Source organism: Bacillus cereus group sp. RP32 (genome assembly GCF_040459735.1).
Classification (GTDB): domain Bacteria; phylum Bacillota; class Bacilli; order Bacillales; family Bacillaceae_G; genus Bacillus_A; species Bacillus_A wiedmannii.
In genome coordinates, this window is record NZ_JARVHO010000001.1 from 2,798,610 (window position 1) to 2,814,148 (window position 15,539).

Consider the following 15,539-nt stretch of genomic DNA (forward strand, 5'->3'; position numbering starts at 1 on the left):
TCGTCCTTCTTGCGGATTCTTACAGCCCTTGCCCGTTCTCCGGAAACGTTTTGATAAAGGGGCTATGATCATGGATTATGAACGCATAGATAGGTTATCCCCACACTATTCTTTTTTCAAAGAACTGTATAGGTATAGCGTAATATTGATTCTGTTTTGGGAAATCCCCGGAAACGTCCCCTTTTTCATCCCCCTTTTTATCGAAAAAAAAAGACCTGCATTTATACAGATCCAATATAAATTACTGACGAGATTTCATATCACTTATTCTTTGGGAGACGGAAATCTTGCAGCTTCAAAATGCGTACTATTTTCTACAGTAGAAATAACTCCAGCTACGCTACTTTGTGCAAAAACCTCGACTACATCCCCTGCATTCAATTGAATTATTGATGAGACAGCTACAACATTAGCAAAGTTTATTGGACCAAAAAAATCATTATCTATTGCAATTGCCGGATTTCCATTAACTCGAATTTCTACCCGCGCTCTATAGTTTGCGTTTAAATTATTAGGAATGAACGCAATTGTTCCAATAACAGAGTATACACCTCTTGTCTTTGGTATAAAAATGGATGTTGCAGGGTTATATTCATTTGCTAAATCAAATTGTTCATTTTGGAATAAAACTTTAACAAATGTATTTGCTGGCACATTCTGATTAACTGTGCTCACAGCTCTAAAAGCAGATGCTCTTACAAGATTGTATTGGTTATCATCCGAACAACAATCCACTTTTACATTAACCCAAGGTTTCTCTTCATACTTTTTATCACATTTTTCATAATACTTATCATATTTGTCATAACCCTTACTGCTTTTATGACAATCATGATGTTTCTTTTTGTTATCCTTACAATGATCATAGTAGTAATAAGACATACTAGTTCTCCCCCTTTTAAATTTATTATTACATACTATGTAAGATAGATTAGATAAGTTTGGACGAACTGTTACTATTTTTAATAGAATAAAAAAAGCCCCACTATCAGGCAGGGCAAGGAGACCAAAAAGCAGAGCAACCTCATCTTAACCTACCTATATCAACAACACAAAATGCTAGAATTCCATTTCTGTTGCTTCAAAAGCAAGTTCTATATAATCCCCAAAGCAGTAGCTATCAACTGAATAGCACTTTTTTTCTTTTGATAAAACGGATCACGCTTTATCATTAATTTGTTGTATACAAACGAATCTTTAACCTTTTGATTCCCCAAGTACTTCATTCCAATTATCTTGCGTTCATCTTCATCAAGAGCATATTTTAATGTCCGTTCAATTTGTTTAAAACGTATCTCATGATTCTTATCGTCACCTTTCATTTTAGGAAAAAGAACAACACACCCAGCTTGAGATTGTTCTTCTTGATTCTTCATTCGGACACACAATGCTTTGTAGTTTTTCAGTTCCTTCACCACAAGTCTTCGCATCTCCTTTTCATCGATGTCTTCAAAAAAGGACAATTGATTCATACGATACGGCTCCCCTCCGTTCGATCTGATTACTCTTTAGGACGTTACTTCATTTCTTTTTGACATTCTTTTAAATAATCGATAGCCTCTTGAACCTGTTCTTTTGTTGAAAGTAATTCCATCACATTGCCTTCTGTGTTATAAACACGAATCGTTCTTTGATTAAACTCCATCCCTAACATCCCATTATCATCTAAAAGCTTTACGTTATCCTCCATTTTCCTAACCTCACTTCAATTGAATTTTTAATTTCATATTTCTTTGTTTTACCAATCCGTATTGCATCTTGAATAGTAAGTAAGCTAGAGCTTCCAATCATTTTTCTTTTCCCTTTAAAATACAATCTGTATCTCGGATGCTTTGCATAACCTATACCTTTACCTCTTTTTTTGTATTCCAGCCTTATTACTCCACCATCAGGATACCTGTATATGGATTGTGACCTTTCATGTTCAGCTCTCATTTCCCTCTCCCCCTGAATAAAACTCAATATTCCGTAAATACTATAGACACATGGTTATCTTTCCTCTGTTTTTCTTGGGTGAGCAGTTAGCTTTTGCTGGCTGCTCTTTTTATGTTTTAAGTGAATAAAATTTTAAACATGGTCTAGCACTGTAGATAAGGCTTTAAAAAGTCGATTTCTCCCACTCTAGCTTTCTTGGTTGAGAGCCGAGCAGTTAGCTTTTGCTAGCTGCTCTTTTATATTGAGTTAATAATAAAATTTAGGTCTTATTCCTTTTCTACATCATATATTTTTAACCTAACCATCCAGCTCAAAGTGTTACCTCCTATCTTAAAGTGCACTGATGCATGGTGCTCTTTTTAGTTTCCTTATTTCTACAAAATGAAATTTTTATACAAAATACACACAACTAAACTCACATAATTTCATATGATATATTGCATCATTTCTTTTTAGAGTGGATAGTCGTTACAGAAGGGCGCTTTCCGAAGCGCTCTTTTTTAGTATCCCCTGCACTAAATAATTTTTGAATCATATCTTGATTTCGAGAACACTCACAAGTCATAGGTTTACAATAAGTCTTGGTCAGAAGAGCACTTATATATGGTGCTCTTTTTGGTATGGAATGTGAAATAGAGGCTTGCTCTTAAAACCTTTCATGTGATTTTTATAGTTTTTCCTTACACCCGTATGTCTGCTTGCTCATAAGTTGTTAAAGTATAAATATAAATTGGCTAGTTGTTTATAACGGAGGTGTAAAAATGAGTAAATTTAAAAAGAAATGTCACAGCCCATTTCCATGCGCCTTTCCTTTGCCTCAAATCGGGTCTACTGGATTAACCGGTGCTACTGGGCCCTCGGGACCTACTGGAGCTACCGGACCTTCAGGTGGACCTCCGGGACCTACCGGGCCTACCGGGCCTACCGGACCTACTGGAATTCAAGGTAACCTGGGACCTACTGGTCCTCAAGGTATTTCTGGACCTCAAGGGATTCCTGGGATTTCTGGATCTATTGGTCCAACTGGACCTACTGGAATTCAAGGTATCCAAGGCATCCAAGGCATTCCTGGCATTCAAGGTCCTATTGGACCGACTGGAATAACGGGGGTCACTGGAATTCAAGGGATTCAAGGCATTCAAGGGATTCCTGGCATTCAAGGGATTCCTGGCCCGACCGGCCCTCAAGGGATTCCTGGCATTTCTGGTTCTGTAGGTCCAACCGGACCTTCTGGAGCTGTTGGCCCGACCGGCCCTTCCGGGGGACCACCAGGACCAACGGGCCCGACTGGACCTTCCGGGGGACCACCAGGACCAACCGGAGTGACTGGCCCCACTGGACCAACTGGGTCACCAGGACCAACTGGAATTCAAGGTATCCAAGGGATCCAAGGGATTCCTGGCCCCACTGGACCTCAAGGAAGTCAAGGGATTCAAGGTAATCCGGGGCCTATTGGGCCTATTGGACCCACTGGAATAACTGGGGCGACTGGAATTCAGGGTATCCAAGGTATTCAAGGTAATCCAGGACTTATTGGACCTATCGGCCCGACTGGCCCAACTGGGCTTCAAGGTATCCAAGGCATCCAAGGCATTCCTGGGCCTACTGGATTACCAGGAACCGCTGGAGCTACCGGGCCTACTGGGCCTACCGGCCTTACAGTATCTGGATTATCTCAATACGCTTATATTTTCAATACAGCAGCTCAAGTTGTTGCCTTAGAAGCACCCATTCTTTTTAATTCGAATGGTTTAATGACACCTGGTTTTACTCATACTCCTGGAACTTCTCAGATTATGGTTATTAATGCAGGAGATTATAAGATTTCTTTTTCTGTATCAGGAGTTGAACCTAATCAATTTACGCTCTTTTTAAATGGTGCTCCAGTTACCAACGCAGTTTATGGATCAGGTGCAGGAACTCAACCAAATAACGGCCAAACAATCCTCTCTTTAGCCGCAGGTGATGTCATTACCCTTCACAATCATACTTCAGCTGCTGCGGTCACTTTGCAAACTTTGGCAGGTGGAACACAAACAAATGTAAATGCTTCAATTGTAATTGAAAAGTTAGATTAATTTAATCATTTGTTTCTCGAAACTCTGGCAGTAAACAACCTGGATTGGATTCCTTTTTCCACCAAGCAGTTAGCTTTTGCTAGCTGCTCTTTTATTTCGTTCCAGTTCTTGCTTCTTAAAGAACTCTTTAACTGCGTTTTCCCAATAAGTACACATATCCATTCCCCTGTTCTGTAAAATGAAATTTTTACCATAAAGATAATTATTAAATATTTTACACTTATACATTATAATGGAATAGTTATTGTATATTGGTATTAAGAGGAGCAACCTAATTAAAGGCTTCTCTTTTTTTAAATAGCATTGTTACTGTAATCTTCCTTTGTATTTCTTCTTAATCTGCCGCTTTAGTGAATCTCTCGTATACTGCAAACACTTCAGGAAACTCACTTAAACACATATCAATAATCGTGTCATCTGTTATTCTAATATAGAAAAACTTAACCTCACCTATGTAATCGTTGTGTAGATAATAATTCTTAATCTCGTAATGGTAGTTGTTAGCTCCCAATACTTCATACAGCTTATTTTTCGTTTCATCTATTTCAAGTATCGATAATTGCTCCGTTTCACTCCCTCGTTTCGTATTAGAATAGCATTTTGGTTAAAATTCAATTACCGCCCCTAAAATCCCTACAAATTTGGAACTTTATAGAAATAAGTCCTTTACTTTTAATTTAGTTATATTAATATATTAAGTAGGGGGGTGTGATATATTAATGGAACAACTTGACTTTAGTGCTTTAGAACAACCACTATTTTTGTTAGCACTTCAATTCATTGCATTTGTATTAATCATTTGTATCGTATATGGAATCTTATACAACACCATATTAAAATTAAATATGCCTAAATGGACTGCCCATGCGGTAGCTACGGTATTTTCCCTCGGTAGTGCCTATCAAACTTTTATGAATTTCATTTAAAAACCTTTTTCTTTATTTCGAAATCTATCATTTACCATGCAAGAACGTAGCAGGCAACTTAATTGGTTGCCTGCTACGTTCTTGCGGTTATTTATTTTCAAATAACGATTTTGTATTACTTTTTCTGTTCCAGACTAACTTCTATAACACCACAACAAAAGCAAGTCCATGTTTGTGAACAAATATTATTTTCTATACATACCGCGTCATCATCACCACAACATTGACAAAGCTTATGTTTCATTTTGCTATCTATTAAATTTTACATATATAATCGCTTTCCTATTCACTTGGTAGCCTTCATTTCCTATAATTACAATATCCTCCTAGTAACTAAGTATTGATTATATATGCCATATGAACACCTCAATTATTTGTTATTTTTACAATAATTTTACGAAAAATACCAAAAGAGGTATTATCCATACATTTGAATAGCAATACCCCTACTCATTATCCCATTACATCTTCTACTTCTGTATTCACTGGCCACTTTTCTAAAGTATAAGCCATTTCCCAAAATGAATATTCATATTGACTGCTAATAATGAAATGCTGTTTCATTCGCTTACGGTCAGACTCTGTTACGTTTTCAGCGATAGTATCTAATCTTGTAATTTGCTCTTCAACTAGCGTACGGAACCAATCAGATCCATAAGCAGAAATCCATTCGTTATAAATTTGCTCTTCTGGCTGACACTCTTTTAAACGCTCACCAATTTCATAATACAACCAATAGCAAGGTAAAATTGCTGCAATGATATCGCCTAAATGTCCTTCATACGCAGCACGATACATATGTGAAGTATAAGCGTATGCAGTTGGAGCAGGGATAAAATTATCTTTCTCTTCTTGTGTTATCCCTAGTTTCTTCGCAAAGTTCTCATGTAAAGATAATTCCGCCTCGTATGTATTTTGAGCATGGTGTGCCATACGAGCTGTCGTTTCTAATTCTAGAGCCTTTGCAGCTCCTAAAGTTTGTACTCTAGCGAAGTGACTCAAATAATATGAATCTTGAAGTACGTAATAGCGAAAACTAGCTAAATCTAACGTTCCTTCACCAAGTTGTTTTACAAAAGGGTGATGAAAACTAGCTTCCCAAATTGAATCTACTTCTTGACGTAATGATTGTGAAAATGTCATTTAAATCCCTCCAATAAAGTATAAAATTTAAGTATTTACCCACAGTTATTAAATCTGTAAAATAAAAAAACTTTCTTTACAAACGTAAAGAAAGTGAAATTGACAGTATTTATTCATAAAATAGTAATGTCTTCCCACTTCCCTACGCTAGTATTAACCAGATCAGGTACTAAGAGTCTCAAATTCTCATTTGATCTCAGCCTTTAATAGGCCCCCCTAGTGGATAAATATTTAATTTTCGTATTGTATTCATCATAACATACTTTATGTTACTGTCAAAAGTATTCATGATAGCGCTTCTTAAAACCCTTCTTCTTTTCTTACTTTTAATGAAGTTTCAATAATCATATCTAATAGTTTACTATAATGAATACCAGCTGCATCTGCACTTTTCGGTAGTAAACTTGCTTGTGTCATCCCTGGTAATGTATTAACCTCCATTACATATGGAATTCCGTCCTTTACCATCATATCTACCCTTGCATAAACGCTGCATTTCAATGCTTTATAACAAGCCAGTGACGCTTTGTTTACACGTTCCTTCAATTCAGCTGGAAGTTCGATAACTTCTTCAATTGTACTAACATCATCATATTTTGCATTGTAATCAAAGAACTCAGCTGCATGTCGGATTGAAATAATAGGTAACTGTTTTCCATCAAAAATTGAACATGTAATCTCATCACCTTTTATATACTTCTCTATTACTACTTCAGAATCCCATTCAAACACAGTTTCCAGCATTGAAATTAATTCATCCTTATCATATACAATCTTTACCCCAACACTTGATCCACCAGAGTTTGGTTTTACCACTAACGGAAATCCTAACTTATCTAATTCATCAAGATTTAGATCCGCCATTTTTGTAAGTTCAATCCAATCGGGTGTTTCTATACCTTCATAGCGTAAAATCTTTTTCGAAATATTTTTGTCCATACATATACCGCTAGATAACATATTGCTCCCGCTATAAGGAATACCTAAACTTTCAAGCGTGCCTTGAACCGTCCCATCTTCTCCATATTTTCCGTGTAATGCAAGCAGCGCAAAATCAATGTCTTTCGCTTTTTCGATTAAATCCATTTTTTCATTTAACGTAATTGGTACGATTTCATATTTATTTTTATCTAAATTTGCAATCATTTCATTTCCAGTCATAATTGATACTTGTTTTTCAGAGGATACTCCCCCCATAATAACGCCAATTCTCATTTCCTCAACTCCAAATTTCAGTTTTTATTGTATCACCGATTATTTTGATTCCACGAACTATTTCTTCTTCTTTCAGACGTGAAAATCCTAATCGAAAAGTAGTCGCTCCTCCTCCATCAGAATAAAAAACATCTCCAGGAGAAAATGTAACCCCTTGCTCATAACACTTTTGTAAAAGTGTGCGGGCATGAATTTTTTCTTCTAACTCTATAAATAAATGAAGTCCACCATCACCGGTCATTCTTTGAAACGGAATGTACTCGTTACACGCCCCAACAGCTAACTCATATTTCTTCTTATAAACTGATCTTGCCTTTTTTAAATATTTTTCAAAATATCCTTCATGTAAATATTGAAATAGAACAGCTTGATCTAACGTAGATGTGTGAATCGTTCTTGCTCTTTTTACACTTTCTAAATGATGAATCAGTTCTTTATCTGCGATGATCCAGCCTACACGTAAACCAGGGAAAAGCACCTTTGAAAAGCTACTAATATAAATTACATTATTACCAGCGCCAGCAAAAGTTAATAATGGTGCTAAGTGTGAACCTGAATAACGTAGTTCTTCATTAAATCCATCTTCTATAATAGGAACCTTATATTTGGAGAATAATCTCATCAGTTCCGTTCTTTTCTCCGAACTCGTAACAATACCGGTTGGATTATGATAGGAAGGAATTAAATATGCGAAATCAAACTCTTTTTCACGCAAACTTTTTTCTACTTCGTTCGTATCGATGCCATCTTCATTCATATTAATTCCGTGAACTTCAAGTCCATGTAAACGGAAAAGCTTCAATGCAGCATGGTGAGTTGGATTCTCACAAATAACCCGCCCTGATTTCTTCGATAACGAGGATAGCACGATGTCTAATCCTTCTGTAAATCCATTTGTAATTAAAATATCTTTGTTCGAAATATCTACACCTTTCATTTCCATATAATGAAGTAGATAATTCATTAAAGGTCTATAACCTTTTGCGTATCCGTAGTTTAATACGACATCCCCTTCAATGGACATACGAGTAAGAAAAGCTCTTTTGAAATTTTCCACATCAAATAGCTTTTCGTCCGGAGCAATGCTATTAAAAACAATCATTCCTTTTTCCCAGCGAACACCATGTTTCATTAAATCTAATTCATCCGCTAATAAGGTAACTGTATTAAGTTTATGTTTCCAATCTATTTCAACAGACGAAGTGTTCGATATATCAACCTTCGCTACAAAATTCCCTTTACCTTTAACTGCATAAATGAGTCCTTCTTGCTCTAAATCCGCATAAGCAGCGAGTACAGTATTTCTGCTCACACTTAGTAATTCACTTAGTTCCCTAGTTGAAGGGATTTTTTGATCCCCGAGCAAATGACCTTTCATAATCATCTTTTTCAAATAATCTTTCAATTGAATATAAACGGGACGATCTTTCACAACTTTAAAATCTTTAAACAATTCCTTACCCCCTGCAATCATTTTTGCATATTTATTTCATTCTCAAAAGGTCCACTACATATGTATTTTTTATAAAGGGCGGTACGGTCTTATAAAGTGGAACTTTAATCAATGGGGCTGATTATCACCCACTGATTATTATCCCTTAGTAACAGGCATTTTACTGCCTATTACTAAGGGATAAATCTTTGCGGTATAAGTTAATTACATCTTTTAAAGCTGCTGCTGCGGCTCCGCGTGGATTGGAAGCACCACCAATTGTAGTAACTTGCCCCATCGTATCAGTAAAGAAGGTAATTCCTTTTTCTGTCCCATTTACATTTGCTAGCGGATGATCTTTATCTATTTCGTGTGGTTCCACATGAAGAGCCACTTTACCATCCTTATCCGTATATGCTGAAGCTATTAATTTAATATATTTATTTTGTTCTTTAGCATTTCGAATTAGTTGTTTTGTAACATGTTCAATACCTTTTATATGTATATCAGTAAGCGTATTTTCTGTTCCCATTAAACTGTTTGCCAAAAGTAACAATTTACACGCACTATCAGAACCACTTACATCTAATATTGGGTTCGTTTCAGCAATTCCTTTACTTTGCGCTTCTTTCAGTGCTTCTTCAAACGTAATATCTTCCTCATTCATTTTTGAAAGAATATAATTTGTAGTCCCGTTTAATATTCCTTCTATTTTTTCAATATGGCATCCAGCTAAACTAAATTGCCCAATATCTAGTGTCGGTAATGCCGCAGCAGTTGCACCACTATATCGAATTCGTACATTTGCAATTTTTGCTGCTTCATTTATTTCTCTCCAGTTTGTAACAAGTGCACCTTTTGAAATTGCTACTATATCCATATGTTTCTCAATCGCTTGTTTTATATATTGTTTTCCTGGATTTCCATCTTTAAGATTTGTAACAGTCGATTCCACCAGTACAGTACCACTTATGTTATCTGTTGCTCGTTCCTTCGGATGATGTTCAATATATTCTTCAATTGCAGAGCTACCGCCACCATACCTTAATAAGTGATGAATAGATAAGCCATCCTCATTATGAATTGCAACATTTCTACCTAAAACGCCACTTAAAACTAACTCTATACCATATGTTTCATATATATATGAATATTTTTCATTTAGTAATTTTATAAACTCTCTTCCTACTGTTCCATATCCTGATAATACAACTTTTATTTTCATAATATCCCCCTTATTTTTCTACCATATCCCTCTTTCAATATAATATAAAGCGCCCTCGAATTCCATCGAAAGCGCTTTATTATTACCTATTTTGGTAATCTTAATAACTTTTCTGCAATTGTTCTATAAAACTCTTGAATGCTAGAAAAACCTAACGTATCTGAAACACTAAGTCCTACCATATCGAGATGGTCCCAATTTGCTTTTGTTTCAATATGATTCCATTTCCCAATCTGTAAAGGCTCATTACTATTTACAATAGCATTAGATGAGGGCGCGACCATAGAATTTGTATTTACTACACCGTCATTTTGCCACCAAGAAGTATCAATTAATGGTCGATTTTCTTCATATCTTGCATAGGAACCTAAGAAAAACGCATTACCCATTAACACTTTATTCATCGTTATATGAGGTAGATGTAAACCTGTTATAGGTGCCGCTTGTGATGCATGACCACTATATGATAAGTAATACACATCTGATTGCGTCTTTACCCAATTATTAAGCTCCTTTGCACCATCTGTACTTAAATCCCATTGACTTATATCTTTTGTATCTTTCCAAAGTGAACTATTTACAATACGATTAGTATATTGGAAAAAAGACTCTCCAGTATTCTTTTTTATACCCCATTGATCCAATTTAAAATCATATAACGATAAATTATTATTCCCTCCAAAACTTGCTGCTGTAATGAGTAAATCTTTAACGAACGGTAGTAGAAGACTACTATCCGCAAGTGTCGTGCCATTGTGAGGAGTTGCTAATGTTGTCACACTATGAACATATGATTTCTTGCCCTCAAATAGTGGTGATATATTCGTGTTCGGATGATTTTTCACATGATTTTTTTCTTCAAAACTACCTTCTTTTAATAGCTGTACTAATGTTCTAATCGTTTGTCCGCCCATGCTATGCCCAACTAAATGAACTTTATTTGTTTCACTCCAATTCGGTGCAAAACCACTATAAGTTCTACCAAAACGATTATGTCCATGTTTCTCAGCATGTGCGGCACCGTAGTCTACTGTAGCACCGTTAATTTGCGCATATAATTCACATGCACGATCCCAGTTACTAGAAACAGGTCCAACAGCAGCAGTATGTACTGTATAGCCACTTCTTTTTAAATCTTCTTGTATATCATGAACACCACCCCAATATTTAACCCCTAACATTTCCTCTCTACCCCACCCAGCAAATCCATTCACTAGTATGATAGGATAATTATTTTGTTGTTTCTCTTCAGCGTAAGTTATTTTTGCTGCGAATAAAAACACAGTCCCTATTGCGAATAAACATATTTTTAAAAATAATTTCCCCATGCTTCCTCCCCCTAATAAAACGTTTACATTTTTTAATTTACAGCATGCTTTAATAACTTAAACATAATGTAAATTATTTTATATTCCTTGTATATATTGAAAACATATACAAATGTTGATAAATATTAATTCAAGTAAGCATTTACTTTTTACGATACAACTTGTAAATCTGTTTATTTGAATTTATAATTAAATATAGTTTCCTCATGTAAAACCAATCTATACATTATAAAAAAACTATCTTCATTACATGAAAAGGAGGTAAAGCGATATGCAAATCGGTTTACATACTCATACCCTATCTCAATCTACTAAATTAACTCCTGCTACACATGAGCGTAATAATATATCTTCTAGTAAACTTGAAGATACAAAATCAAATGATCCAATCAAGTTCGATATTAGTTCATCTGAAAAGGAAATGAAACAGCCTGAGCATAAATTTAACGAATTAGATTTATGGAAGATGTTAAAAGATAAAGGTGTTCCTTTATGGATCATCCTTGAAATGCTACAAAAAGTTCGTAAAGAAAAAGAAGCTCAAAATACAAATGCGATTGAGGAAACAAACGAGACTAGATTAAATGAAGTAATGTAATCTTTTTTATATGAATGGTCTATAAACTAAAAAGAGTTCGAAGCTGATGAAATTCCCACCAACTTCGAACTCTTTTTTAAGGTGTTTCGCCAATCGTTACAAACTGAAAAGATACTTCTCCTTCCAAACCTTTAATTAACTTTTTTACTTTGACATTTTCATTAATCAATGTATTATCTGTTGACATTTTAGGTTTTTTGTCACCTAGGGATTTTTCCAAATGAAGAAGATGCATTTTTATTTCATTTGCCTTTATTTCTTTATACACACTATTTTTTGCTACAATCATATACCATTCCGTTGAATAGTTACGATTGTTGCCTATCCAGGCATCACTATCGTATGTAACAGGAATCTCTTCCCCTCCTATTTTAATACTTTTCATAGTCTTATCGTCTTCATTTGTAAATAATAGCGATCCTTCTTTTGGGAATTTCGGTAACGTATCTATAATATGATCAGAGCCATTATCTTGTTTTCGAAAAAGTTTTTCTTTAATCAATGCTTGTGCTGTAGATTCATTTAAAATTAAGACTTTCCCATTTCCAACTTCCCCTTTTTTCACAGAAAACACTTCATTTTCTTTCGCAATTTCCTGATAACGATTAATAATTGGTGAAATATTATTTTCATTTCCAATAATTAATACACCGTTTGCAGGAAATGAGTTATCCTTTTTAGAGCATGCACTAAAGCTTATTAAAAAAATAGTGAACATAAAAATAGTTAATGTTCTTTTCATTACAATTCCTTTCATAATTCATATTATTCACATGTTTTTCTGTAATCTTATTAGTTGGTATCCTTTATTGCTCCATAGTCTTATAAAGCTTTTGTAGGTAACGCCAACGAGTGATAAAGAAATATAAAACTTGTATACATATAAATGAAATTAAAATAAAAATCGAGCTGTTTAAAATAGAAAAACTGACTAATTGTTGCAGTGCTGTATACGCAACTACAGTATGAATCACTGCAATGATAATTGGTAAGAAGAACATTAATACTAACTGTCTCGTTACGATTTTTTTTAACTCTCGTTTACTTAATCCCATTTTCGAAATCATTTTATATTGTTGTTGATCACGGTTCAAATCAGTATATAATCGGAAATAAATAAAACTAGCAGCAAATGTAAAGAAAACAATTCCGACTAAAACACTTACCATAAGTAATAAACCATTCTTTTGCTTTGCTTCCAACAAGTTTAATGTTAAAGCTTCAAAGTAGAACTCTCTGTCCCTAAGATCTTTATCGAATATACTCTTTAATTGATTTGAAATCTCTTTCGTTCTTATCCAATCATCTACAACAAATCCGTAAGTACGATATTGAATATTTTCATCCTCTGGATTACTCGTCAGAGGAATTTCATCATACACATGATCTTGAACAGCAATATAAATACTACTAGAGTCATGTGGTAAAACTAAATTCTCTACAGTTTTCTTCACACGAAATGTGTTTGTCCAATCTCCTTGAATGACTTCAATATTTTTTTTATAGTCACCATTTTTAAATTCTTGTTTTTGTGATACTCTTCCAGGGATTAGTAAGATTTCATCGTCTTTTTCAATCGTTTCTTGTTTATACCCGAGTGCTCTCGCAAGTTCGTTATATTCACTTAACTTCAATACATTTACGTTACTTTCTGTAAATTTATTTGAAGATGGAGCCATTCGGTACGGAATATTTGCATCCGCGAGATGTTTTTTTATCATTGAGAGATGTTTATCTAACAATTTGTTATTTTCAGAGCTTTCATACAGAAATGTATATGGATTTGTCATCCATACTAAATCCCTATTCCCAATGGCAGCTGTTGTACCGATTGCTGTAAATGCCACTGCTGAAATAATAGATACTATAAAAAACATCATTGCATTATCTTTCATACGGTAAATTAATTCAGAAAATGTTAATATATTTGTTCTCTTTAAAAAGAAAGATTCTCTTCTTTTAGCAAGGTACAGTATATACACGCTACACTGTGTATATAAAAAGTACGTTCCTATAATTACTAGGAGCACACCTATTCCAAGCGTAATAAAATTAGTACTTGGGATAAAACGAAATACTGAAATATATCCATAACCTATACAAATTAAAGAAAGTAGAGATAATAAAACTGAAGATTTCGGTTCAGGTTTTGGCTTTTCCTCTGCTCGAATAAGTTCCACAAGTTCCGTTACTTTTATCATTTTAAATGTAAATAATGAAACAATTAAAAATAAGAAAAGAAATGTGATAACTGTTAATAATACAGCCTGCACCGGTAAATAAAAAGGTAAACCATTATTAATCATTAATACACTTGCACTTATCAATAAGACTAGTTTAGAAAATATGAGTCCAATGAAAATCCCTATACAAATTGAACCAAGTCCAATCAACATATTTTCAATTAATACTAGTTTCTTAAGCTGTCTCATTGACATACCTTGCATCATTAAAATGCCAAATTCTTTCTTACGTGTTTTTAAAAACGAACTAATTGAATATAAAATGAAGAAAAATGAAAATACAAAAATTAATCCTTGCGAAACTGAAAATCCCAATGTACCAAATGCACTTATTGTTGCACTTGTCGATTTCAACTCCCCCTGTAAATCAGGATGGAATAATAAAAGTGCATACGTAAAGAAAATCATAATCGAAAATGCACTACTTAAAAAATGGGCAGCATATGTACGCTTATTACGAAAAATATTATTAAATGCGAATTGACGAAAAGTCATGCCTTTTCCCTCCTAACAAAGAAAGGACATCCATAATCTTTTGATAGAAAGCTTGCCTGCTTTCACCACGATAAATCTCGTTATATAGTTGACCATCTTTAATAAAAATTACTCGGCTGCAAAAACTCGCTGCATACGGATCATGAGTCACTAACATCATCGTAGCTTTTTCTTCCTTATTTAGAGTATCTAACATCTCCATTACATCATTTGAAGATTTAGAATCTAAATTCCCCGTTGGTTCATCTGCAAGTAATAATTGCGGCTTATGAACAATTGCACGAGCAATTGCTGTTCTTTGAGCTTGTCCCCCTGAAATTTCAAACGTTCTTTTATTCAATATATCTGTAATATTTAATTTCTCTGCAATTTCTTCTACTCTTTTGTTCATTTCTCGCACAGAAACACCATCTAAAGTCATCGGCAATACGATATTTTCCTTTACTGTAAGTGTGCTAAGTAGATTAAATGATTGAAAAACAAATCCTAATTGTTTCCTGCGGAACAAAGCTAAATCTTCTGATGATAACTGGAAAGGATTTGTACCATTTATTAAAATTTCTCCTGAGGACGGAGAATCAATAGTAGATACCATATTTAATAGCGTAGTTTTCCCGCTACCGGATGGCCCCATGATTCCTATAAATTCACCTTCTTGAATTGATAAATCAATATCTACTAATGCTTTAAAAGGTATTTTCCCTTTATATACTTTACTAATATTTTTCGCATGTAAAATTTCCATTTCTATTCTCCCTTCATTTGCACTTCTCACAATAGAGTGTAAATGAATTGTCTTAATGCTCATATTGATTCATCTTTCATTTATCTTACACGCTTGTAAGATTTCTAAAAAAACTGACAACAAAACTGTTTTCAAACTAAAATTAACGCATGACTATCTTATAATAATTGTATAGT

At 34.4% G+C, this 15,539-nt stretch carries 15 protein-coding genes, 1 pseudogene and 1 riboswitch; of the genes and pseudogenes, 3 read left to right on the plus strand and 13 right to left on the minus strand.

Annotation, left to right across the window (positions count from 1 at the left end):
• Window positions 1-264 precede the first annotated feature (264 nt).
• The 4 genes from QCI46_RS14500 to QCI46_RS14515 form a co-directional block, all read right to left on the minus strand.
• On the minus strand, window positions 265-882 hold the full coding sequence (locus QCI46_RS14500) for an ABC transporter permease (RefSeq protein WP_327960748.1): 618 nt from the start codon (window positions 880-882) through the stop codon (window positions 265-267).
• A gap of 212 nt (window positions 883-1,094) precedes the next feature.
• Window positions 1,095-1,472, minus strand: a complete 378-nt coding sequence (locus QCI46_RS14505; RefSeq protein ID WP_353840650.1) for an ArpU family phage packaging/lysis transcriptional regulator — start codon at window positions 1,470-1,472, stop codon at window positions 1,095-1,097.
• 44 nt (window positions 1,473-1,516) lie between these two features.
• Window positions 1,517-1,690, minus strand: coding sequence for a hypothetical protein (locus tag QCI46_RS14510; RefSeq protein ID WP_353840651.1), 174 nt, complete (start codon window positions 1,688-1,690; stop codon window positions 1,517-1,519).
• A complete protein-coding gene (locus QCI46_RS14515) occupies window positions 1,675-1,935 on the minus strand; it encodes a hypothetical protein (protein ID WP_353840652.1) in 261 nt (86 codons plus the stop codon). The genes QCI46_RS14510 and QCI46_RS14515 overlap by 16 nt, the downstream gene beginning before the upstream one ends.
• Window positions 1,936-2,696: 761 nt before the next feature.
• Here QCI46_RS14515 and QCI46_RS14520 point away from each other — a divergent pair.
• Window positions 2,697-4,013 carry a BclA C-terminal domain-containing protein gene (locus tag QCI46_RS14520; RefSeq protein WP_353840653.1) on the plus strand — a complete coding sequence of 439 codons (1,317 nt, stop codon included), beginning with the start codon at window positions 2,697-2,699 and terminating at the stop codon, window positions 4,011-4,013.
• A gap of 306 nt (window positions 4,014-4,319) precedes the next feature.
• Here the strand turns inward: QCI46_RS14520 and QCI46_RS14525 are convergent.
• Window positions 4,320-4,566 (minus strand): annotated as a pseudogene (locus QCI46_RS14525) (hypothetical protein).
• A gap of 166 nt (window positions 4,567-4,732) precedes the next feature.
• On the opposite strand from QCI46_RS14525, the gene QCI46_RS14530 reads away from it, so the two are divergent.
• Window positions 4,733-4,939: a hypothetical protein gene (locus QCI46_RS14530; protein WP_327960751.1), complete on the plus strand. Its 207-nt coding sequence runs from the start codon at window positions 4,733-4,735 to the stop codon at window positions 4,937-4,939.
• 453 nt (window positions 4,940-5,392) lie between these two features.
• On the opposite strand, the gene tenA is transcribed toward QCI46_RS14530, so the two are convergent.
• From tenA to QCI46_RS14555, 5 genes are all read right to left on the minus strand, one after another.
• Window positions 5,393-6,082, minus strand: a complete 690-nt coding sequence (gene tenA, locus QCI46_RS14535) for a thiaminase II (protein ID WP_327960753.1) — start codon at window positions 6,080-6,082, stop codon at window positions 5,393-5,395.
• Window positions 6,083-6,204: 122 nt separating this feature from the next.
• A riboswitch (TPP riboswitch) is annotated at window positions 6,205-6,310 on the minus strand.
• A gap of 72 nt (window positions 6,311-6,382) precedes the next feature.
• Window positions 6,383-7,297: a D-alanine--D-alanine ligase gene (ddlB, locus tag QCI46_RS14540; RefSeq protein WP_087985860.1), complete on the minus strand. Its 915-nt coding sequence runs from the start codon at window positions 7,295-7,297 to the stop codon at window positions 6,383-6,385.
• 4 nt (window positions 7,298-7,301) lie between these two features.
• Window positions 7,302-8,750 (minus strand): MocR-like pyridoxine biosynthesis transcription factor PdxR, encoded by a 1,449-nt coding sequence (gene pdxR, locus QCI46_RS14545; protein ID WP_046959518.1) that lies wholly within the window; start codon window positions 8,748-8,750, stop codon window positions 7,302-7,304.
• Window positions 8,751-8,910: 160 nt separating this feature from the next.
• Window positions 8,911-9,954 carry a homoserine dehydrogenase gene (locus QCI46_RS14550; protein ID WP_353840654.1) on the minus strand — a complete coding sequence of 348 codons (1,044 nt, stop codon included), beginning with the start codon at window positions 9,952-9,954 and terminating at the stop codon, window positions 8,911-8,913.
• A gap of 86 nt (window positions 9,955-10,040) precedes the next feature.
• Window positions 10,041-11,282, minus strand: a complete 1,242-nt coding sequence (locus QCI46_RS14555; RefSeq protein ID WP_353840655.1) for an esterase/lipase family protein — start codon at window positions 11,280-11,282, stop codon at window positions 10,041-10,043.
• Window positions 11,283-11,553: 271 nt separating this feature from the next.
• Between QCI46_RS14555 and QCI46_RS14560 the strand changes: the two genes are divergently transcribed.
• Entirely contained in the window at window positions 11,554-11,880 is a 327-nt protein-coding gene (locus QCI46_RS14560; RefSeq protein WP_210627385.1) for a DUF3914 domain-containing protein, read from the plus strand.
• A 76-nt stretch (window positions 11,881-11,956) separates the two neighbouring features.
• Here QCI46_RS14560 and QCI46_RS14565 read toward each other — a convergent pair whose 3' ends face one another.
• From QCI46_RS14565 to QCI46_RS14575, 3 genes are read right to left on the minus strand one after another with little or no spacing between them, the layout of a single operon-like run.
• Window positions 11,957-12,637 carry a lipoprotein BA_5634 family protein gene (locus QCI46_RS14565; protein WP_353840656.1) on the minus strand — a complete coding sequence of 227 codons (681 nt, stop codon included), beginning with the start codon at window positions 12,635-12,637 and terminating at the stop codon, window positions 11,957-11,959.
• Window positions 12,638-12,686: 49 nt separating this feature from the next.
• Window positions 12,687-14,618: an ABC transporter permease gene (locus QCI46_RS14570; RefSeq protein ID WP_353840657.1), complete on the minus strand. Its 1,932-nt coding sequence runs from the start codon at window positions 14,616-14,618 to the stop codon at window positions 12,687-12,689.
• Window positions 14,593-15,363 carry an ABC transporter ATP-binding protein gene (locus QCI46_RS14575; protein WP_327960960.1) on the minus strand — a complete coding sequence of 257 codons (771 nt, stop codon included), beginning with the start codon at window positions 15,361-15,363 and terminating at the stop codon, window positions 14,593-14,595. Before QCI46_RS14575 ends, QCI46_RS14570 begins: the two co-directional genes overlap by 26 nt.
• Window positions 15,364-15,539: the final 176 nt, after the last annotated feature.